The following is a 21,322-nucleotide window of genomic DNA, read 5'->3' as shown; positions in this document are numbered from 1 at the left end:
GAGGAACCGTGAGCGAAGCGGCTGACGACCCCCACGGCGCGACAGGGCTGCCGTACTCCGCAGAGGAGCTGCGCACCGAACGGCTGCTGCTGCGCCCGCTCAACACCGGCGACCTCGACGACGTGCACGAGTACCAGAAGCGCAAAGACGTCGTCCGCTACCTCTACTGGGAGGTGCACGACCACGAGGAGTCGGCCAAGCACCTGAAGAAGCGGCTCGCGATGAACCAGCTCTCGGAAGATGGCGACGGCCTGGTCTACGCCGTCGAGCTCCCCGACCCGGAGGGCGGGCACGGCCGGGTGGTCGGCGACATGAGCATCTTCCTCAAGAGCAAGGAGCACGGACAGGTCGAGATCGGCTGGGTGTTCCATCCGGCCGTGCACGGCCGCGGTTACGCGACGGAGGCGGCGGAGCGCGTGCTCGACATCTGCTTCGGCACGCTCGGCGCCCACCGCGTCTTCGCCCAGCTCGACCCCCGCAACGAGGCGTCCGCGCGGCTCTGCGAACGACTCGGGATGCGCCAGGAGGCACTCCTGCGCCAGAACGAGATCTTCAAGGGCGAGTGGGGAGACACCGCGATCTACGGGCTGCTGGACTCGGAGTACCGCGCCCGCTGACCACCGCGCCCCGTGCATCCCGGGCATGGTCGATAGGATTGTCGGGCGGGCCGCGTCCCGGAACACCCCACAACTCGCAGGACACAGGGAGCACCATTGGCTGAACAGTCACGACTCGATTCGGTAATCACGCTGGCGCAGCACCGCGGCTTCGTGTTCCCCTCCGGCGACATCTACGGCGGAACGCGCTCCGCCTGGGACTACGGCCCCCTCGGCGTCGAGCTCAAAGAGAACATCAAGCGCGAGTGGTGGAACGCGTTCGTGCGCGGCCGCGGCGACATGGTCGGCCTCGACTCCGCGATCATCCTGCCGACCGCCGTGTGGGAGGCGTCCGGACACGTCAAGGTGTTCAGCGACCCCCTCACCGAGTCGCTCATCACCCACAAGCGCTACCGCGCGGACCACCTGTTCGAGGCGTACGAGGCGAAGCACGGCCACCCGCCGGAGAACGGCCTCGCAGACATCCCGGACCCCGACCACCCGGACAAGGTGGGCCAGTGGACGGAGATCCGCCAGTTCTCCGGTCTGATGAAGACCTACCTCGGCGTCGTCGACGACGAGTCCGGCGTGCACTACCTCCGCCCGGAGACGGCGCAGGGCATCTTCACCGACTTCGCCGCCGTGCTGCAGACGGCGCGCAAGAAGCCGCCGTTCGGCATCGGCCAGATTGGCAAGGCGTTCCGCAACGAGATCACGCCGGGGAACTTCATCTTCCGCACCCGCGAGTTCGAGCAGATGGAGATCGAGTTCTTCGTCGAGCCCGGCACGGACGAGGAGTGGCAGCAGACCTGGATGGACCTCTGCTGGAACTGGTTCATCGAGCTCGGCATGACTCCGGAGAACATCCGCTGGTTCGAGCACCCCAAAGACAAGCTGGCGCACTACTCGAAGCGCACCGTCGACATCGAGTACAAGTTCAACTTCACCGGCAACGAGTGGGGCGAGCTGATGGGTGTCGCCAACCGCACCGACTACGACCTCAAGACGCACATCGAGAACTCGGGCAAAGACCTGAGCTACTTCGACCAGAACAAGAACGAGCGCTACGTCCCGTATGTGATCGAGCCGTCGTTCGGTCTCACCCGCGCGCTGATGGCGTTCCTGGTCGACGCGTACGACGAGGAGGAGGTGCCGAACGCCAAGGGCAAGACCGACAAGCGCACGGTCCTGCACCTCGACCCGCGCCTCGCGCCGGTGAAGGTCGCCGTGCTCCCGCTCTCCCGCAACGAGGCGCTCTCACCGCTGGCCCGGTCGCTCGCCGACCACCTGCGCAAGCGCCGCAACGTCGACTTCGACGACTCCGGGGCGATCGGCCGCCGCTACCGTCGCCAGGACGAGATCGGCACGCCGCTCTGCGTCACGGTCGACTTCGACTCGCTCGAAGACAACGCCGTCACGGTCCGCGACCGCGACACGATGCAGCAGGAGCGCATCCCGATCGACCAGCTCGACGAATACCTGGCGAAGCGCCTCAAAGAGATCTAGGCGCGCCACGCCCGGCGCCCACCGATAGCCGAGCCGTTCGTGGCACCACTAGGGTGGTGCCACGAACCGCGAGGAGATCGGGAGAGGGGCGATGGACGTCCTCTGGGGCATCCGCATCATCGACGGACCGGTCTACGCGACCTTTCTGGTGGCGAGCGCCGCCTTCGTGCTGTACCTCCTCATCCGGAGGCCGACGCCGCGCTGGATCGTCACCGCACTGCTCGGGATGCTCGGGGGCGCGGTGGTCGCGGTCGCCCTGTTCTTCCTCGTCAACGCGCTCGACGTGTTCGGGACCCCGCTGCCCCGGCAGGTGGCCTTCTGGCTGATGGGCACCTTCGCCGCTCTCGGGCTGGCGCTGGTGAACCTGTGGGCGTCGCACTGGTGGCGCAAGGTGCTCGCGCTGATCGGGATCGTGATCTTCGCCATCACCGGAACCCTCGGCGTGAACGCGTACTACGGCCTCGACCCGACGCTCGGCTCGCTGTTCGGGATCAGCACGGCCGGGAAGATCGACATCGACCAGCCGGTGAACACGTCGGCGCCCGACCCCACGCAGCCGCTGTACGAGACGTGGAAGCCGCCGGCGGACATGCCCAAGACCGGTCAGCAGGGCAGTCAGGTGATCCCGTCCAGCGGCTTCGACGCCAGGCCGGCTGGCATCTACCTGCCGCCCGCCGCCCTGGTGAAGAACCCGCCACGGCTACCCGTGGTGATCTTCATGATGGGCTACCCGGGCAACCCGGACCCGGAGTACATCGGCGGCGTGCTCGACACGTACGCCGCCGAGCACCAGGGGCTCGCTCCGATCGCGGTCGTCGCCGACCAGATCGGCACGAAGGGCGACCCGGCGTGCGAGGACTCGAACACGTTCGGCGCGGCGGAGACGTACATCACGAAGGACGTCCCGGCCTGGATCCGGACGCATCTCAACGTGCTCCACTCGCCGGCGGCGTGGACCATCGGCGGGTACTCCAACGGAGGGGCGTGCGCGTTTAAGTACGCGGCCGAGCATCCGGACCAGTACGGCAACCTGCTGGTGGTCTCGGGCGACGAGTACCCCGGCGTCGAGATCCAGCGGCAGACCATCGACCAGGTGTTCGGCGGGAGCACCGCGGCGTTCGACGCGGCCAAGCCGACCTCGATCCTCGCGGCGAACCCCGGACGATACGCGAACCTGACGGCGGTGTTCACGGTCGGCGGCAACGACCCGACCTTCATCCCCGGCGTGGAACGGAACGCGCAGGCCGCCGAGGCCGCCGGGATGCGCACGACCTACTACGTCGTCCCGGCCGCCGGCCACGTGGTCGACGCGCTCGACGGCGGCCTGACCAAGGACTTCGAGATCCTCTACCCGCTTCTCGGATTGAGCCGACAGTGAGATCGTGACGGAGGAGACCATGAGCACCACCGACACACAGACCACGGCAGCCCCGGATGCGCCGGATGCGCGCAGCAGGAAGGGCCGCAGACCGCCCGCGCCGTTCTGGCAGGCGGTCATCCGCTACGCCGGGGTGGCCCCGGCGAGCATCGCGCTCACCCTGATCGTCATCGTCACCTCGATCGTCACCGGCACGATGTGGAGTCCGGCCACCGGCGGAGACCAGACGATGCTGTGGGCGGCAGGCGTCGGCCCGACCATCGACTCCGGATACTGGTGGACGCCGCTGACGGCGCTGTTCGTGCCGGAGGATCCGGCGCAGCTGGTGATCGTCGTCGTGCTCGCGCTCACCCTCCTGGCGACGGCCGAGCGACTCATCGGGACGCTGAGGGCGAGCATCGCCTTCCTCGCCACCGGCGTGGTCGGGATCACACTCGGCGTGCTGCTGCAGTGGTCGGCCGCCTCGTTCGGCGAGATCTGGGCGACGACCACCGAGTTCGACTTCACGCTCGACCCGACCGTCGGCATCATCGGTGCGCTCATCACGGCGAGCGCGTTCGCCTCGGCACTGTGGCGGAGACGCATCCGGTTGCTGACGTTCGCGGTCGTGCTGATGTTCGTGCTCTACAACGGCGACCAGAACAACGTCTTCCGCCTGATCGCTGCCCTGCTCGGCCTGGGCCTCGGAACGCTGCTGCGGCCGGGCACGGTCAAGCGCATCCGGCGCAGCTCCCACGCTGAGACGCGCAACCTGATCGCCGCCCTCGTCGCGATCACCGCCATCGGCCCTCTGGTGGCGCTGCTGCCGCCCGGCGGGTTCGGGCCGCTCTCGTTCGTGAGCGCCCTGTTCGAGCACAAGCAGGTGGATGCGCAGACCGTCCTCGCCCAGTGCGACAAGGATTTCACGGCCAACTGCCGCCTCGACCTCGCGCTCGTCTCGGTCGACGGGATCGGCCCTCTCCTGCTCAGCCTGCTGCCCCTGGTGCTGCTGATCGTCACCGCCATCGGGCTGCGGCGCGGACGGCGGTTCGCGCTGATCCTCGGCTTCGTGGTCAACGCGGCCATGATCGTTCTGCCGTTCACCGCCCTGCCCGCCGGAAACCTCAGCATCGACGCCAACGACATCGAAGATCTCGCACCGGCCATCGAGCTGCTGTTCTGGGTGGCCGCGGCCTTCATCGTGCCTGTCGCGTCGATCATCCTGCTGATCGTCACCCGCCGACAGTTCCAGATCCGGGCGCCGCGAGCCGCCATCGTGCGGTTCGCGATCATCATCGTCAGCGCGTTCGTGATCCTCGCGATCTCGTACCTGATCGCCGGCCTGGCGTCGCTCACCGAGTTCGTTCCGGACGCGACCATCGGGGAAGTGTTCGCGTCGGCGCTGCGCCGGTTCGTCCCCGCCGGGTTCGAGTCGATCACCGGCACCGTGATCGTTCCGACCTCGGCGTTCGTCAGCATCCTGTACCAGTGGGTGGGGCCGGTGTTCTGGGCGGTGTTCGTGCTCGCGACGCTGCAGCTGTACCGGGCGACGGCGACCGGGCGCACGGTCGGAGACGAGGTGCGCTTCCGCGAGCTGCTCAAGCGCGGAGGCGGAGGAACGCTCGGCTTCATGGGCACCTGGCCGGGCAACGTCTACTGGTTCAGCGAGGACAGGGAGGCGGCCGTCGCGTACCGGGTCATCAACGGTATCGCGATCACCCTCTCCGACCCCGTCTGCGCCCCGGAGCGCGCAGAGCGCACCATCGCCGAGTTCGTCTCGTTCTGCGACGCCAACAGCTGGGTGCCGGTGTTCTACAGCGTGCACGGCGAGTACCTGCCGGTGTTCGACGCGCTGGGCTGGCAGTACATGTCGGTCGGCGAGGAGACGCTGATGCACCCGCAGACCTTCGATATGGCCGGCAAGCCGTGGCAGAAGGTGCGGCAGGCGCACAACCGCGGTATCAAAGAGAACATCACCACCCTGTGGACCACGTGGGATGAGCTTCCGCCCATCCTCGCCACCCAGATCACTGCGATGAGCGAGCAGTGGGTCTCCGAGAAGGAACTCCCGGAGATGGGCTTCACCCTCGGAGCGCTCGAGGAGCTGAAAGACCCGGACGTCGCGCTCTACCTCGCGCTCGATCCGGACGGCGGGCTGCAGGCCATCACCAGCTGGCTGCCCAGCTACCGGGACGGCCGGGTGGTCGGGTACACGATCGACTTCATGCGGCGCGGGGACGCATCCATCCCGGGCATCATGGAGTTCATCATCGCGTCGGCGGCGCTCAGGATGCAGGGAGAGGGCATCGAGGTGCTGAGCCTGTCCGGTGCTCCCCTCGCGACCAAGCCCGTCGTCGACGGAGAGGCTCCGGCGGACCCGACCACGATGGACCGGCTGCTCGGCTTCCTCGGCCGCACACTCGAACCGGCATACGGGTTCGCGTCGCTGTTCAAGTTCAAGAGCAAGTTCAACCCGACCTACGAGACGATCTACATGGCGTATCCGGACCCGGTGGCTCTGCCGGCGATCGGGAGCGCGATCGGCAAGGCGTACCTCCCGGATGCGCACGCCCGCGAATACCTGGCGCTCGCCAGGACGCTGATGAAGTGACGTAGGTTGGTGCCATGCAGGCCGACACCACCCGCACCGCCATGATCATCGGAGGCACAGGGCAGATCGGCGCTGCCGCCGCCCGGCGTCTCGCCGCCGACGGCTGGTCCGTCCTCGTCGCCCATCGCGGCAGCCATCCGGGCGACGCAGCCCTCGCCGACCTCGACGTCACCACCATCCGCCTCGACCGCGACGACACGGATGCGCTGCTCGCCAAGGCGCGCGGCCACGACCTGGTGCTCGACACGGTGGCGTACGAACCGCGGCACGCCGACCAGCTCGTGCGGCTGGCCGGCGACATCGGCTCGCTCGTCGTCATCTCGACCGGTTCGGTGTACACCGGCAGGAACGGCGGCTACCTGGACATCGTCACGGGGCCGGAGGATTTCCCCGACTACCCGATCCCGCTACGCGAGGACGACGCGACCGTCGACAACCGGAAGCGCACGTACTCGCCGCTCAAGGCGGCGATGGAGCGGCGGCTGCTCGCCGCGGACGACCTGCCGGTGAGCATCCTACGGCCGGGAGCCATCCACGGCCCGTTCAGCCCGGCGCTGCGCGAGTGGTTCTTCATCAAGCGCGCGCTCGACCGCCGCACTCGCGTGGTGCTGTCCGACGACGGGGCCAACCGGTTCAGCACGTCGTCGACCGTGAACATCGCCGAGCTCGTCGCGCTGTGCGCCGAGCAGCCGGGTCACCGCATCCTGAACGCGGTCGACGACGACAACCTGAGCGTCGCGGAGATCGCGCAGACCGTGTTCGCCGCTCTCGACAGGGAGGTCGAGATCGTCACCTTCCCCGGACCGCCGGTGGACGGGCTGGGCTCGACGCCGTGGACGGTCGCGCATCCACTGGTCCTGAGCATGGCACTGGCGACGGTCGAGCTGGGCTACCGCGCTCCGGTGACCTATGCGGAGTCGGTGCGCGCGGCGATCGACTGGGCCGTGCGCGAGGCCCACGCGGCGGAGCGCCGCGACGAGAGCTGGGAGGCGGTGTTCCCCGCGCTCGCGGACCGGGCAGCGGCCGACGGGTGGTTCGACTACGCGGCGGAGGATGCGTTCCTCGGCGGACGCTAGAAGACGTACTCCAGCAGGTCGGCGCCGACGGTGCGCATCCCGTCGATGACCGAGAGGCGGGAGGCGAGGCTCGCGTCGTCGAAGTACATCGACACCGCGTACGTGACGCCGGCGCGGGGCCCGCGGAGCACGCCGACCTCGCTGCGGACGCCGTGGTCCACTCCGGTCTTGTTGACGAGCAGGATGCCGTGCTCGGAGGTGCGGTGGGCGTGCGGGTCGAGGCCGAACGCGCTCGACACCAGCGAGAAGTCGCTGTTCAGCGACAGCCAGGAGATGACGCGCTGGCTGGTGGGGGCGTCGACGATCTCGCCGCGGGCGAGGGAGGAGAACAGCCAGGTGAGCTCGTTCGCGCTGCCGACGGAGAGCTGAGGAGCGTCGTCCGGGCCCCGGTGGTCGCGGACCAGGTCGAGCAAGGCCGTGCGGGTGAGGCCAAGCGCCTCGGTGCGGGCGCTCACGGCCTCCAGGCCGACACGGCGCAGCAGGACGTTCGTGGCCAGGTTGTCGCTGGTGGCGCCGACGAGCGCGGCCAGGTCGGCCACCGGAAGCGCGGGCGCCGCGAGGTGCTGCCAGATGCCCGAGTTGCCCACAGCATCCTGCGGGGAACGGTCGAGCAGGGCGAGCGGGCTCAGCTCGCCGGACTGCAGGCGGGCCGCCACCTCGACCAGCAGCAGCACCTTGCCGATGCTCGCGGTCGGCATGACGACGTGGTCGTCGACGGAGAACAGCACAGCGCCGGTGGTCAGGTCGGTCGCGCGCGCGGACACCTGCACGCCGCTGAGCACCAGCTGACCCAGGGACGAGAATCCTCGGCTGAAATCCTCCGGCGCCACCGCCCCCCGATGCCGGCCGCGCCGAGGCGATGCATGCCTGCTGCGGCGTTCGGAATCCTGGGTCTGGATCGTCACGGGGATGGGTGGTCCTTCGTCCGAGTCTGGTCTTTCGGGTGCGGTCCCCCCGGATCCGCGTACGTGCGCCCGGGCGGGTTCCCCCGGCACAACACGCTCGATGTTACCCCGCGAAGAGGGGGCGGCGCTCACCCTCTTCGCGGGGTATCGAGACGGGCTACCAGATGGTGACGCGCTCCTCCGGCGCGAGCCACAGGGCGTCGCCCTCCGACACGCCGAACGCCTCGTAGAAGTCGTCGATGTTGCGGACGATCTGGTTGCAGCGGAACTCGTTCGGCGAGTGCGGGTCGATCGCCAGCAGACGGATGACCTCCTCGTCGCGGCCCTTCTGCTGCCAGGCCTGCGCCCAGCTGAGGAAGAACCGCTCAGCGCCGGTCAGGCCGTCAACCACGGGAGGCTCCTCGCCGTTCAGCGACAGCAGGTAGGCCTTCCAGGCGATGCCGAGACCGCCCAGGTCGCCGATGTTCTCGCCGATGGTGAGGGCGCCGTTCACGTGGTGGTCCGGCACCTGCGCGGGAGCGAGCGCGTTGTACTGCTCGATCAGGCTGCTGGTGCGTTCCTCGAAGGCCGCGCGGTCCGCCGCCGTCCACCAGTCCTGCAGGCGGCCGTCTCCGTCGAACTTGGAGCCCTGGTCGTCGAAGCCGTGGCCGATCTCGTGCCCGATGACCGCGCCGATCGCGCCGTAGTTGGCCGCAGCATCCCGCGTCTCGTCGAAGAACGGGAACTGCAGGATGGCCGCCGGGAACACGATCTCGTTGAAACCGGGGTTGTAGTAGGCGTTGATGGTCTGCGGCGTCATGAACCACTCGTCGCGGTCCAGCGGCTTGCCGATCTTGCCCAGCTCGCGGTTGAACTCGAACAGGCTCGCAGCGCGCACGTTGGCGACCAGGTCGGTCGGGTCGACCGTGAGCGCCGAGTAGTCGCGCCACTTCACCGGGTACCCGATCTTCGGCGTGAACTTCTCCAGCTTGTCGAGCGCGCGGTCGCGGGTCTCCTCGCCCATCCACTCGAGGGTCCGGATGCTCTGGCGGTACGCCTCGATGAGGTTGGCGACCAGCGCATCCATCGCCTGCTTGGCGGTGGGCGGGAAGTGCTTGTCGACGTAGATGCGGCCGACGGCCTCCCCCATCGCGCCCTCGACGAGCGAGACGCCGCGCTTCCAGCGCGCACGCATCTGCGGGGTGCCGGTGAGGGTGCGGCCGTAGAAGTCGAAGTTCGCCTCGACGAAATCGCCGGACAGGTACGGGGCGGCTCCGTGGATGATCTGCCAGGCCAGCCAGTCCTTCCACGACTCGAGGCGCTCCTCGGTGAGGAGCCCGGCGAGGCCCGCGGTGAACGACGGCTGCCGCAGCACGACCTCCGCGAGGGCGCCCTCCGGTGCACCCAGCGCCTTCTCCCAGATGCTGAGGTCGGCGCCGTCCGCGGCGTCGCCGGCGAAGAGGGAGGCGGCGTCCGCCCAGTCGTACAGGTTGTACGTCTTCTCCGAGTCGCGCGACTTCACGTTGTCCCAGTGCTGCGCGGCGATCTCCTTCTCCAGGTCGAACACGCGCTGCGCACGCTCCGGCGCATCCTGGAACCCGGCGAGCTCGAACATGCGCTGGATGTGAGAGACGAACGCCTCCCTGATCGGCGCGAAGGTGTCTTCACGGAAGTACGACTCGTCCGGCAGCGAGATGCCGGACTGCTCGACGAACACGAGGTAGCGCTCCGGGTTGCCCGGATCGTTGTCGACGAACAGCTGGTAGAAGCCGGCGAGGCCGTGACGCTCCAGTTTGCCGATGGTCTCCAGCAGGCTCGGGATGCTGTCCACGTCGCTCGCGAGCGCCAGCTGGCTCTCGATCGGCTTCGTGCCGAGGGCTTCGATGCGATCCTCGTCCATGAAGCTGGCGAAGAGGTCGCCGAATTTGCGCTCCTCCGTGCCCTCCTGCGCATCCTGGGCCGCTTCGATGATCTCGCGGACGGCCGATTCGGCCTCCTCCGCCAGGATCATGAAGGAGCCCCAGCGCGCCTTGTCCGCTGGGATCTCGGTGCGGGAGATCCATTTGCCGTTCACGTGCCGGAACAGGTCGTCCTGCGGCCGGACGGCGGGATCGAGTTCAGAGGTTTCGATGCCGGAAGTCAGGGTCATTCCGCCAGCCTACGGGGTTCGCGGCGCGGTGCCGAGAGCCCTGAGCCGGACGAACGTGGTGAGGAACAGCGCGGCGAGCACGAGCTCGACCAGCACGGACACGGTGCCGGATGCGCTGCCGAAGCCGACCACCGACAGCACGAGGTTCACGAGGGCGACCAGCAGGTAGCCTGCGCCGAGCACACCGCTGAGCAGCGGGCGCGCCGTCATGCGCCACCACGGGCGCGCGGCGGCCACCGGCTCGCCCGGCCCGCGGAAGACGCGGCTGACGAGATACCACCCGATGAGCTGCAGGATCGACACGGCGATGGAGCCGGGCTCCCAGCGCAGCGCGTTGAGGGCGAGCGCCAGCACCGCGTTGATCGCGAGCAACACGACCACGACGACGGTCTTCTGCACGGGTGTGGTGAAACGCATGGTCCAGCCAGCATCCCACCCGGCCACGCCGCGCCGCCCCGCGACGCGCGTGGCCCCCGGCGAGATGCCAGTATCTGTTGCCGACACGCCGCGCGGCGGCGCAGCTATTGGCGTCTCGCGGCGCGCGGCTCAGCCGAGGACGCGGATGGGGAAGGCGGTCAGCGCGCTGGACGGGATGGGCGCGAACAGGTCGCGGTGCCAGAGGCCGTCGTTGTGGCGGACGAGGATGTCGCCGCGGCCGTCCTGCTCCGGGTACGGGGCGAGGATGCGGCTGCCGGCGGGCAGGGAGTCGAGCTCGGACGGAGTCCAGGCTTCGGCGATGGGGTCGTGGGAATCGAAACGGATTCCGAGTGTGGTTGTCGTTGACATAGCTGTACTTCTTTCAAAGCGTGTGGGTGATCCGCCTCCGTCACGCGTCGACGCGTGACGTCCGCGACCGGCGCTCGGGATGAGCTGCCTCGCGATGGGGCGGTGGCGGACAGGTGGTCCGCGGTGGGAACGGCGCGTCTTCGGGGCGACGATGAGAGGAGCGTCAAGCCGACCGAAACGGTGTGTTCCGCATCCAGTGTAGCCGATCCGGTGGGAGACCGTGCTGGGAGGCACTCAGGAACGGGACGCGCGGACCTGTTCCCACTCGTCGATGAGCTCGGGCAGGCGGCCCTCCAGGAAGCGGTAGAAGCCCGCCATGTCGCGGAGGCGCTCGGTGGCCAGGGAGTCAGGATCGTCGACGGCGGCGATGCCGGCGTCGGCCTGGCTGGCGAGCACCGCATAGACCGGCGACTGCCGCACCATCGACGCGTACCAGTCGCTCGGCAGCTCGTAGCGGTCGCGGCGGCTGCCGGTCTGGGAGACACGGCGGATGATGCCGATGGTCTGCAGATACCTGACCGCCCCGGAGATGCCTGCCGGGCTCGCGGAGAGGCGTTCGGCGAGTTCGGAGGCGGTCATCCCCTGCTGCTCGGTGACGGTGAGAGCCATCAGGACGCGCGCGGGCATCTTCGGGAATCCGGCGGCCGTGAGCACGGAGGCGGCGTGCTCGAGCACATCGTTGAGGGCCCGCTCGTCTCTCGCCACCCGCCTATCCTTTCATTTCCGTGCGCCGCATCACCCGCGCCGCATCACCCGATCGCGAAATCCCGGCGACGGATGAGCACTGCGGCGGCGGCCGTCGCGACCACCGCGATTCCGAGCATCCAGTAGCCGCCCGTCCAGTCCGGGGTGCCGACCACCACGGGCGAGTGGGCGAACGGCGACAGGTCGTGCACCCAGGTCGGCAGGCCGATCAGGCCGCCGAAGATGCCGATGAACGCTCCGAGGCCGAGCAGCGTCCAGCCGAGCGGGATGGTCCAGGAGGGCAGCACCACGAACACCAGCGCGAGCACACCGAGGTAGACGAGCGCGACCGGCAGCTGGGCGGCCGCTGCGGCGAACGAGCTGTTGACGGTCGAGGCGTCCTCGCCCGCGGAGACGGCGGCGAGACCGGATGCGATGGCCGCGGCGAGCAGCACCAGCACGATCGCGATCACCCCCACCAGCAGGAACTGCAGCAGCCAGCGCACCCGAGACAGCGGCGTCGACATCAGCACCTCGGCCGCTCCTCCCGCCTCCTCCTGCCGCAGCCGGATGACCGCCTGGGTGGCGCAGGCCGCTGCGAGCACTCCGACGATGGAGAAGATCGCCGAGATGAAGATCTGGGTCATCGACCCCGAGCCTCCCGCGCCGATCTGGCCGACGGCCTTGCGGATGTTGCCGAGGCTCGGGTCGTTGGCGATCGACGTGCTGACAACGCTGCCGAGAGCACCGGCGAGCAGCCCGGTGAACAGGCCGCCGACGGTCCAGCCGAGGATAGTCGGCCACTGCAGGCGCCAGGCGAGGCCGAGCGGTCCGGCGAGCGTCGCCCGCGCATCCCGTCGTCCCGCCCGCTCCGGGATGAGGCCGGCGCCGCTGTCGCGCACGGACTGCAGCGCGAACACCACCGCCATGAGCACCACCGCGAGACCGAGTTGCAGCAGCAGCGGACGCCAGTCGTTCGCTCCGTACGGGTCGAACTGCTCCCCCCAGCCGATCGGGCTGAGCCAGGTGGGCCAGGCGCTCACCAGATGGCTGCCGTCCCCGGTGATCGTGCCGGAGGCGTCGCCGATGCCGCGCAGCAGGTACGCGAGCACGACCACCGCGGAGGCGAAGCCGTTGGCGCCGCGCGAGGTCATCATCAGCTGCGCGAGCAGCAGGCCGACCGCGAGGAACGCGATCCCTGCGCCGCCGACCGCTGCTCCGGCGGCGAACGACCCGGAGGCCGGCAGCCCGGCCGCGATGAATCCGAGACCGGTCGCGACGGCGAGCAGCACGTTCGCGAGCACGCCGTGGATGAGCGTGGCGACCGTCGGCAGGATGCGCGCAGCAGGAGTCGACGCGATCAGCTCCGCTCTGCCCGATTCCTCCTCCGCGCGCGAGTGCCGCACGGCGAGGAAGGTCGACATCAGGCCGGCCAGCAGCGCGAGGAACGTGAAGATCTCGAAGAACGTCACGGCGGCGAGCCCTGTGCCCTGCGGGAGCCCGCGCAGCATCAGGACGGCCGGGTTGGCGATGGCGAGCTGCATCAGCTCCGCGCGGCTTTTCGCATCCCCGTACGTGTTGCTGATGCTCGCGGCGGAGAACAGCGCAAGGAGCGCGATGCCGAGAATCCAGATGACCAGCTGCCAGCGGTCGCGCCGGATGCGCTGCCGCAGCAGCACGGCGAGCGTGCGACCCGTGCTCTGGTCGCGGCGGGCGGCCGAGTCTCGGTGCGTCGCCGGCCCGGCTGGACGACTCGTGGACTGCGTTGCGGTGGTCATCGTTCGTTCGCCCCCGCGAGCTCGTCGCCGTAGTGGCGCAGGAACAGCTCCTCCAGCGACGGAGGGGCGACGGTGAGGCCCTGGGTGTCCAGCTCGGCGAGCGCGGAGAGTACACCGGAGAGCTTGTCGGAGTCCGCGGTGAAGCGCACCCGCCCATCGGAGGTGTGCAGGTCGTGGGCGTTCGGGATGCGCGCGAGTTGCGCATCCGTGATCCCGTCCGCCACGAAGGAGACCTCGGTGCGGGTCAGGTGCCGCAGTTCGGAGAGCGTGCCGGACTCCACGGTCCTGCCCGCCCGGATGATGCTGACCCTGTCGCAGAGCTGCTCCACCTCGGAGAGGATGTGGCTCGACAGCAGCACCGTGGCGCCGTCGCCGGCCACCCGCGCGATCTCGCTGTTGAAGGTGGCCTCCATCAGCGGGTCGAGGCCACTGGTCGGCTCGTCCAGGATGTAGAGGTCTGCCGGGGTGGCGAACGCCGCGACGAGCGCGACCTTCTGCCGGTTGCCCTTGGAGTACGCGCGGCCCTTCTTGGTGGGGTCGAGCTGGAAGACGTCGATCAGGCGCTTCTTACGCTCGGCGTACACGGCCTTGTCCGCGGTGCCTCCGCGCAGCCGGGCGAGCAGGTCGATGGACTCTCCTCCGGACAGGTTGGGCCAGAGGCTCACGTCGCCAGGGACGTATGCGATGCGCCGGTGCAGGTCGACGGCGTCCTTCCACGGCTCCCGGCCGAACAGGGTGGCGCGACCGCCGCTGGCCTTGGCCAGACCGAGCAGGATGCGGATCGTGGTGGACTTCCCCGCGCCGTTCGGCCCGAGGAAACCATGCACCTCGCCCGCGGAGACGGAGAGGTCGAGACCGTCGAGTGCGCGCACCCGACCGAACCGCTTTTCGAGGCCGACGGCCTCAATGACTGTGTCCATGAGCGATGACTTTACGCTTGTTTCAGTAATTTCTGAATATTCCTAACGGAATCTTTACGGGGAGGCGCCTGTGCCATATGGTCGGTGCGTGCCTCTCGCTCTCATCACAGGAGCGGCGCGGGCCGACAGCATCGCTGCCGGGATCGTGCCGCGGCTGCGCAGCGACGGCTGGGAGGTCGTCACCAGCGATCTCGCCGACGTCGACTACCCGTGCGACCTGTCGACCGCCACGGGACCGGGGGAACTGATCGCCGCCGTCACGGCGGAGCGCGGTCCGATCGGGGCGCTCATCCTGAGCCACGCCCACGACGTCGAGTCCGGCATCCTCGACACCACGGCCGAGAGCTTCGACAGGCACGTGGCGATCAACACCAGGGCGAGCCTCCTGCTGATCGCGGCGTTCGCGCGCCAGGTCGGCCCGGATGGCGGCGCCATCGTCGCGCTGACCAGCGACCACACCACGGGCAACCTGCCGTACGGCGCATCCAAAGGGGCACTCGACCGCATCGTCATCTCGGCGGCGCGCGAGCTCGGCCCGCTCGGCATCTCCGCCAACGCCGTCAATCCGGGGCCGATCGACACGGGGTGGATGAACGACGAGGTCCGGGCGACCCTCACCCCCATGCATCCACTCGGCCGCCTGGGCACGCCGGCCGACATCGCCGCCCTCGTGTCCTTCCTCGTCTCCGACGAAGGACGGTGGGTCTCCGGGCAGCTCCTGCACACCGACGGCGGGTTCTCCGCCCGGTTCTGAACGGAGACGGAACGGTGGCTGGGTGGCAGCCGGTGCGGTTCGGTAGCGTTGGGGCGTCGTGACGTCATCCTCCCTCCGCCCGGTCGACCGGGACATCCTCCGCCTCGCCGTGCCCGCGCTCGGCGCGCTCGTCGCCGAGCCCGTCTTCCTGCTGGCCGACTCCGCGATGGTGGGGCACCTCGGGGTGGCGCCGCTCGCCGGGCTCGGGATCGCGAGCGCGATCCTGCAGACGATCGTCGGGCTGATGGTGTTCCTCGCGTACAGCACCACCCCCGCCGTCGCCCGGCGGCTCGGGGCCGGTGACCTGCGCGGGGCCGTCGCATCCGGGGTCGACGGATGCTGGCTGGCGCTCGGGCTCGGCATCGTGCTCGCGGTGGTCGGCTGGTTCGCGTCCCCGGCGCTGGTCGGCCTGTTCGGCGCATCCACTGCGGTGTCCGAGGCGGCCACCCGCTACCTGGAGATCTCGATGCTCGGGCTGCCGGCGATGCTGCTGGTGTTCGCGGCGACCGGTCTGCTGCGCGGGCTGCAGGACACGAAGACCCCGCTCGTGGTCGCGGTGGCCGGGTTCGCGGTGAACATCGTGCTCAACTACCTCTTCATCTACGTGGCCGGGCTCGGCATCGCGGGGTCCGCGGTAGGCACAGTCGCGGCGCAGTGGGCGATGGCGTCCGTGTACCTGGTGATCGTCGCCGTCAACGCCCGGAGGGTCGGGGCGCCGCTGCTCCCCCATCACACCGGACTCACGAGCACCGCCCGCTCCGGCGGCTGGCTGCTGCTGCGCACGGCCAGCCTGCGCGCGGCGATGCTGCTCGCGGTGTTCGCGGCCACCAGGCTCGGGCCGGACGAGCTCGCGGCGTTCCAGGTGGCGATGACCGCGTTCGCGACCCTGGCGTTCGCCCTGGATGCGCTCGCCATCGCCGCGCAGGCCCTGGTCGGCAAAGGACTCGGCGCCGGTGACCTCGACGGGGTGCGTGCGGTGCTGCGGCGGTGCATCCAGTGGGGAATCGGGGCAGGCGTGGTGCTCGGCGCCGTGGTGCTGCTCACCAGCCCGGTCGCGGCCGGGCTCTTCACCGGCGACGCGACGGTCGCCGCGCTGCTGCCGCCCGCGCTCGCGATCGTGGGCATCGGCGCACCGCTCGGCGGGTACGTGTTCGTGCTCGACGGCGTGCTGATCGGCGCGGGCGACGCGCGCTACCTGGCGCTCACCGGCCTGGCGAACGTGGCGGTGTTCGTGCCGCTCGCGGTGGCCGTGGTCGTCTGGGGAAGCCACGACGCCGCCGGGCTGGCGTGGCTCACGGCGGCGTTCGCGTTCGGGTACATCGGCGCCCGCGCCGTGACGCTCGGACTCAGGGCGCGCACCACCCGATGGATGCGCGCCGGAGCGGTGGTGTAGCGGAGGCCGCTCCGTCCGCTGCTACGCCAGCCACTCCCGCGCAGCCACGACCAGGGCGCGCACGCCGGTGTCGATGGTCGGCTGGGCGAGCGGCGCGAAGTGCGGGGAGTGGTTGGACGGGATGTCCGTCTCCGCCGTGCCCGCCGCCATCGCCGCCGCGACCTTCTGGGGGTCGCCGCCGCCGAGCATCCAGTAGACCAGCGGGACGCCGACCGCGGTCGCGAGGTTGCCGACGTCCTCGCTGCCGGAGATCGCGCCGGGGTCGAAGATGCGGTCCTCGCCGAACTCCGCGGCGAACGCGCCGTTGGTGCGGGCGGTGGCCTCCGGGTCGTTCACGGTGACCGGGTAGCGCTCCCCGTACTCGATGTCAGGCGGCACGTCGGCACCGGATGCGGTGGCCTCCGCCCGGATGATGCGCTCCACCGACGAGAGCACACGGCCGCGCACCTCCTCGCTGAAGCTGCGGATGCTGATGCCGAGGGCGGCCTCGGCGGCGATGATGTTGTTCGCCGTGCCGGCGTGCAGCGAGCCGACCGTGACCACCGAGGTGTCCTGGGCGGCGACCTCGCGCGACACCACCGTCTGCAAGCGCATCACGGTCGCCGCGGCCATGACGACCGGGTCGATGGTGGTCTCCGGGCGCGAGCCGTGGCCGCCGCGGCCGTGCAGGACGACCTGCATCGTGTCGACCGCCGCCATCGCCGGGCCGGAGTGGGCTCCGAGCATCCCGGCGGGAAGGGGGGTGACGTGCTGGCCGAGCACGATGTCGGGCGTCGGGACCTTGTCGTAGAGGCCGTCCTCGACCATCACCTGCGCGCCGCCGCCGTGCTCCTCGGCCGGCTGGAAGACGGCGACCAGCGTTCCCGACCAGTCCGCGCGGTCGGCGACCAGGCGCTCGACGGCTCCGAGGAGGCAGGTGATGTGGATGTCGTGGCCGCACGCGTGCATGACGGGGACGGTCGCGCCGGTGTGGTCGACGCCGGTCTGGGTGGACGCCCACTCGAGGCCGGTGTCCTCCAGCACGGGCAGCGCATCCATGTCGGCGCGCAGCAGCACGGTGGGGCCGTCGCCGTTGCGGAACACCCCGGCCACGCCGGTGACGCCGATGCCGGTGACGACCTCGACCCCCAGGTCGGTGAGCGCGTCGGCGACGACACCGGAGGTGCGGTGCTCGGCGAAGGAGAGCTCAGGGTGGCTGTGCAGGTCGCGGTACAGGGCTTCGAGATCCATGAGGCTCAGCCTAGGCGGGGAGGGCGGCTGCGCAGGAGGTTCGACGCGCGATGGGTGCGCCCGGTTCGGGATGCGCGCCCATCAGTGCGCGCGCGGAGCCGCCGTGGTGTTGCCCAGGTGGAAGACGCTCGTGAACGTGGCGGGGTGGGCGACGCCGCCCTCCAGCATCTCCACGATCGCCGCCCCCGCCGCCCTGCCCTTGTCGATGGCGGGCTGGACGAGGGTGGTCAGGTCGTACGGCCAGAGTCCGTCGACGCGGACACCGTCGAAGCCCACCACGCTGAGGTCGGCGGGCACAGCCAGCCCGACCTCCTCCGCCGCGCGGATCACCCCGGCGGCGAGCAGGTCGCTCTGGGCAATGATCGCGGTGGGGCGGCCGGCGGGATCGTCGAGCAGTGCGTGCCCGGCGATGCGGCCCTCCTCCACGAAGGAGCCGCGGGTGACGTAGCCGCCAGCATCCGGGAACACGTCGCGGACGCCGGACAGACGCTCCAGGGTGGTGTTCGAGCTTCCGGCGGCGAGACGCTCGTCGGTGAGCGGGCCGCGGGCGCGGTCGCGGGTGAGCGAGAGTGTGACCACGGCGACGTCGGTGTGGCCGAGGTCGGCGAGGTGCTGTGCGGCCACGCGGGTGGCCTCGCGGTTGTCCTGCGCGATGGTGAGGACGTCGTCGGCCGGATCGCCCTCGATCGCGACCAGCGGGATGCCGCGCTGGCGGAGCATCGCGACCGACTCGTCGAGCCGGGGGCTGCAGCCGATGAGGACCACAGCATCCATCGGGGCGTCCTCGATGCGCTGGGCGGCCTCGCCGGCGTCGGTGAGGATGAGGAGTCCGGCGTCGATGGCGGCGATCTCGTCGGAGATGCCATCGAGGAGGGCGATCTTGATCGGGTCGCGGAAGGCGTCGCCGACGCGCTCCTCCATCACCACGCCGACGATGCCGGAGCGACCCCGCCGCAGGGAGCGGGCGCGCGGGTCGGGGCCCGCGTAGTTGAGCTCTTTGGCGGCGGAGAGGACGCGCTCCCTGGTGGCGTCGGAGACCGGGCCGGTGCCGCTGAAGGCGAGGGAGGCCGTCGAGTTGGAGACGCCGGCCAGCCTGGCGACGGCGGCGAGCGTCGGACGGACGGTGCCGGCCGCTCCTGCTTCGGGGGTCGTGCTCGTGTCGTTCACGTGTGGTAGCTTAGTCGAATCGTTTCGATCGAAACGATTCGAGCACCATTTCGCCCCTCTCACCCGCAGGATAAGCCGATGTCGCAGACGACCCCGACCAGCACCAGAAGCCGCCGCGAACTGCTCGCCTGGCGCAATGCAGTGTTCGTGATCTTCATCCTCAGCGGCCTGTCGCTGGCCAGCTGGGTCGCCCGCATCCCGGGAGTGCGCGACGGCCTCGAACTCGGCAAGGACCCCTCGGCGGTCGGGCTGCTCATCCTCGGGATGTCCATCGGCGCGATCGTCGGCCTCGCCGCGTCGTCGCCCATCCTGATCCGCTTCGGCCCGCACAAGGGCATGGTGGCCGGCCTGTTCATCGTCTCGGTGGGACTCGTGCTCGTCGGCGTCGGCGCATCCGTCGCCCACTCGGTGCCCGTGGTGGCCATCGGGCTGATCCTGCTCGGCTTCGGCAACGGGATGGTCGACGTGATGATGAACGTCGAAGGCACGGCCGTCGAGCGCGAGATCGGCAAGACGCTGATGCCGCTGATGCACGCCTGCTTCAGCCTCGGCACGGTCATCGGCGCTGGCGTGGGAGCCGCGGCCGCCGCGCTCGGCATCGACGTGTCCTGGCACCTCGCCGTCATCGCCGTGGTGGTCGCCGTGTCCATCGTGATCGCCGTGCGCTACGTGCCGCGCGAGGCCGATCTCGGCGACGAAGTGGCGGAGAAGCCCGCCGTGCCGTTCCGTCAGCGGATGCGCGACGGGCTCGCCGTGTGGGCGGACTGGCGGCTCATCCTGATCGGCGTCGTGATGCTCGGCATGGCCTTCGGCGAAGGATCGGCCAACGACTGGATCTCGCTCGCCGTGGTCGACGGACACGACCAGAGCAACTCGACCGGTGCCCTCGTCTTCGGGTTCTTCGTGGCGGCCATGACGCTCGGCCGCGTGCTCGGCGGACCGATCGTCGACCGCATCGGCCGCGTCCTCGCCATCCGCATCACCGCGGGCCTCGGTGCGGCGGGGCTGCTCATCTTCATCCTCGGCGGGCCGCTCTGGCTGGTCGTGATCGGCACGGTGCTGTGGGGCTTCGGCGTCTCGCTCGGCTTCCCGCTCGGGATGTCCGCCGCGGCCGACGGCGCAGCCAACCCGGCCGCCCGCGTCTCCGCCGTGGCGATCATCGGCTACTGCGCGTTCCTGGTCGGGCCGCCGGTGATCGGCTTCCTCGGCAAGGAGTTCGGGCTGCTCAACGCGCTCTACCTGGTGCTGGTGCTGCTCGTGGCGGCGTTCGTCGCCGCGGGCGCCGTGCGCCCCTCCACGACCGCGGCGCCCGCCGCCGCAGACCCCGCCGCCTGACCCTCTCCGCCGCCCCGCTCGACTATGCGGGGAGGACGTGGAGGGAGACGGGGGTGGGGACGGGCGTGGTCGCGAGGTGCGTGAGGGCCCGGGAGTCGGGGTCGTAGGCGAAGACGGAGACGTCGCTGCTGTCCTGGTTGGCGACCAGGATGCGCGACCCGCCGGGGGCGACCACGAGGTCGCGCGGGGCGCGGCCTGCGGTGGAGACCACATCCACGAGGGCGAGGGTTGCCGTCTGCTCGTCGAAGGCCAGCACGGCGATCGTGTCGTCTCCGCGGTTGCTGACGAACACCGTGCGGCCGTCCTCCGCCACGCGCACGGCTGCCGGGCTGTTGGCACCGGATCCGCCGTCCGCCCGAGTGGATGCGCTCGAGGCCACCTCGAACCGGTCGCCGGCGCGACGCAGCACGGCGACGGTGCTGTCGAGCTCGTTCACCACGAACGCGTGCCGCGCATCCGGCGCGAACGCCAGGTGACGCGGCCCGGACGAGCCGAGAACGATCGTCGCGTCCGCGCGGAGGGTCAGCGTGCCGTCGTCGCCGAACGCGTACCAGCGCACGTCGCCCAGCCCGAGGTCGACCACCACGAGATCGCCGGTCACCGGGTCGAAGCTCAGCTGGTGCACGTGCGGGCCCTCCTGGCGGGAGGCGTTCGGTCCGTTGCCCTCGTGCTGCACGAAGGCGGTGCGGGCGCCGAGCGACCCGTCGGCGGCGAGCGCGAACACCGACACCGACCCGCCGCCGTACGTCCCGGCCACCAGGTAACGGCCGGACGGGTGCAGCGCGAGGTGGGCGGGCGTCGCCCCTCCCGACGACGCGGACGAGAGCAGCGTCAGCGCGCCGTCCGCTCCGCGCGCGAAGGCCTCGACCGCGCCATCCGGCTCCGTCTCCCGCACCGCGTACACGCGCGTGCCGTCGGTGGACGCCGTGACCCAGGACGGGTTCGTGCACTCGCCGACGAGCCGCGCATCCCGCACCGTGGTCCCGTCGAAGTCCGCCTGCAGGATGCCGCGGGCGCTCCCGGAGACGTGCGGGAGGATTTCGGTATACGTGCCGATGAGGAGTTGGCGGGTCATGTGCCCATCCTGCCAGCGCCG

Annotated in this window: 18 protein-coding genes; 8 read left to right on the top strand and 10 right to left on the bottom strand. The window is 70.2% G+C overall.

Annotated elements, in window-relative coordinates:
• Positions 1-8: 8 nt before the first annotated feature.
• The 5 genes from B7438_RS01780 (at position 9) to B7438_RS01760 (ending at position 7,146) form a co-directional block, all read left to right on the top strand.
• The gene (locus B7438_RS01780; RefSeq protein WP_247597239.1) at positions 9-617 is read left to right on the top strand and encodes a GNAT family N-acetyltransferase; all 609 of its coding nucleotides are present in this window, start codon (positions 9-11) and stop codon (positions 615-617) included.
• 96 nt (positions 618-713) lie between these two features.
• On the top strand, positions 714-2,102 hold the full coding sequence (locus B7438_RS01775) for a glycine--tRNA ligase (RefSeq protein ID WP_085367604.1): 1,389 nt from the start codon (positions 714-716) through the stop codon (positions 2,100-2,102).
• A gap of 91 nt (positions 2,103-2,193) precedes the next feature.
• Entirely contained in the window at positions 2,194-3,480 is a 1,287-nt protein-coding gene (locus B7438_RS01770) for an esterase family protein (protein WP_085367603.1), read from the top strand.
• Between the two features lie 19 nt (positions 3,481-3,499).
• Positions 3,500-6,070: a bifunctional lysylphosphatidylglycerol flippase/synthetase MprF gene (locus tag B7438_RS01765; protein ID WP_085367602.1), complete on the top strand. Its 2,571-nt coding sequence runs from the start codon at positions 3,500-3,502 to the stop codon at positions 6,068-6,070.
• Between the two features lie 14 nt (positions 6,071-6,084).
• Positions 6,085-7,146: an NAD-dependent epimerase/dehydratase family protein gene (locus tag B7438_RS01760; RefSeq protein WP_085367601.1), complete on the top strand. Its 1,062-nt coding sequence runs from the start codon at positions 6,085-6,087 to the stop codon at positions 7,144-7,146.
• On the opposite strand, the gene B7438_RS01755 is transcribed toward B7438_RS01760, so the two are convergent.
• The 7 genes from B7438_RS01755 to B7438_RS01725 form a co-directional block, all read right to left on the bottom strand.
• Positions 7,143-8,051 carry a serine hydrolase gene (locus B7438_RS01755; RefSeq protein WP_085367600.1) on the bottom strand — a complete coding sequence of 303 codons (909 nt, stop codon included), beginning with the start codon at positions 8,049-8,051 and terminating at the stop codon, positions 7,143-7,145. The genes B7438_RS01760 and B7438_RS01755 overlap by 4 nt on opposite strands.
• A 157-nt stretch (positions 8,052-8,208) precedes the next feature.
• Entirely contained in the window at positions 8,209-10,179 is a 1,971-nt protein-coding gene (locus B7438_RS01750) for a M13 family metallopeptidase (RefSeq protein ID WP_085367599.1), read from the bottom strand.
• A 9-nt stretch (positions 10,180-10,188) separates the two neighbouring features.
• Positions 10,189-10,596, bottom strand: coding sequence for a hypothetical protein (locus tag B7438_RS01745; protein WP_085367598.1), 408 nt, complete (start codon positions 10,594-10,596; stop codon positions 10,189-10,191).
• Between the two features lie 129 nt (positions 10,597-10,725).
• Positions 10,726-10,965 (bottom strand): hypothetical protein, encoded by a 240-nt coding sequence (locus B7438_RS01740; protein WP_085367597.1) that lies wholly within the window; start codon positions 10,963-10,965, stop codon positions 10,726-10,728.
• Between the two features lie 234 nt (positions 10,966-11,199).
• Positions 11,200-11,670 (bottom strand): GbsR/MarR family transcriptional regulator, encoded by a 471-nt coding sequence (locus B7438_RS01735; RefSeq protein WP_085367596.1) that lies wholly within the window; start codon positions 11,668-11,670, stop codon positions 11,200-11,202.
• 44 nt (positions 11,671-11,714) lie between these two features.
• The gene (locus B7438_RS01730) at positions 11,715-13,427 is read right to left on the bottom strand and encodes an ABC transporter permease (RefSeq protein WP_085367595.1); all 1,713 of its coding nucleotides are present in this window, start codon (positions 13,425-13,427) and stop codon (positions 11,715-11,717) included.
• Entirely contained in the window at positions 13,424-14,347 is a 924-nt protein-coding gene (locus tag B7438_RS01725) for an ABC transporter ATP-binding protein (protein WP_085367594.1), read from the bottom strand. The genes B7438_RS01730 and B7438_RS01725 overlap by 4 nt, the downstream gene beginning before the upstream one ends.
• An 88-nt stretch (positions 14,348-14,435) precedes the next feature.
• Between B7438_RS01725 and B7438_RS01720 the strand changes: the two genes are divergently transcribed.
• Together B7438_RS01720 and B7438_RS01715 are read left to right on the top strand one after the other, a co-directional pair.
• Positions 14,436-15,101 carry an SDR family oxidoreductase gene (locus B7438_RS01720; protein ID WP_085367593.1) on the top strand — a complete coding sequence of 222 codons (666 nt, stop codon included), beginning with the start codon at positions 14,436-14,438 and terminating at the stop codon, positions 15,099-15,101.
• Between the two features lie 58 nt (positions 15,102-15,159).
• A complete protein-coding gene (locus tag B7438_RS01715; protein WP_256921829.1) occupies positions 15,160-16,494 on the top strand; it encodes an MATE family efflux transporter in 1,335 nt (444 codons plus the stop codon).
• 21 nt (positions 16,495-16,515) lie between these two features.
• Here B7438_RS01715 and B7438_RS01710 read toward each other — a convergent pair whose 3' ends face one another.
• A complete protein-coding gene (locus tag B7438_RS01710; protein ID WP_085367592.1) occupies positions 16,516-17,724 on the bottom strand; it encodes an amidohydrolase in 1,209 nt (402 codons plus the stop codon).
• An 81-nt stretch (positions 17,725-17,805) separates the two neighbouring features.
• Entirely contained in the window at positions 17,806-18,891 is a 1,086-nt protein-coding gene (locus B7438_RS01705) for a LacI family DNA-binding transcriptional regulator (protein WP_085367591.1), read from the bottom strand.
• A 78-nt stretch (positions 18,892-18,969) separates the two neighbouring features.
• Here B7438_RS01705 and B7438_RS01700 point away from each other — a divergent pair, with 78 nt between their 5' ends.
• Positions 18,970-20,226 carry an MFS transporter gene (locus B7438_RS01700; RefSeq protein ID WP_085367590.1) on the top strand — a complete coding sequence of 419 codons (1,257 nt, stop codon included), beginning with the start codon at positions 18,970-18,972 and terminating at the stop codon, positions 20,224-20,226.
• Positions 20,227-20,248: 22 nt separating this feature from the next.
• Here B7438_RS01700 and B7438_RS01695 read toward each other — a convergent pair whose 3' ends face one another.
• Complete coding sequence (locus B7438_RS01695; RefSeq protein ID WP_085367589.1) at positions 20,249-21,301, bottom strand: lactonase family protein; 1,053 nt, start codon at positions 21,299-21,301, stop codon at positions 20,249-20,251.
• Between the last annotated feature and the right edge of the window lie 21 nt (positions 21,302-21,322).

Source organism: Leifsonia sp. NCR5 (genome assembly GCF_002105485.1).
In the GTDB taxonomy this organism is placed as follows: Bacteria; Actinomycetota; Actinomycetes; order Actinomycetales; family Microbacteriaceae; genus Leifsonia.
This window is presented reverse-complemented; position numbering and strand designations above follow the sequence as displayed.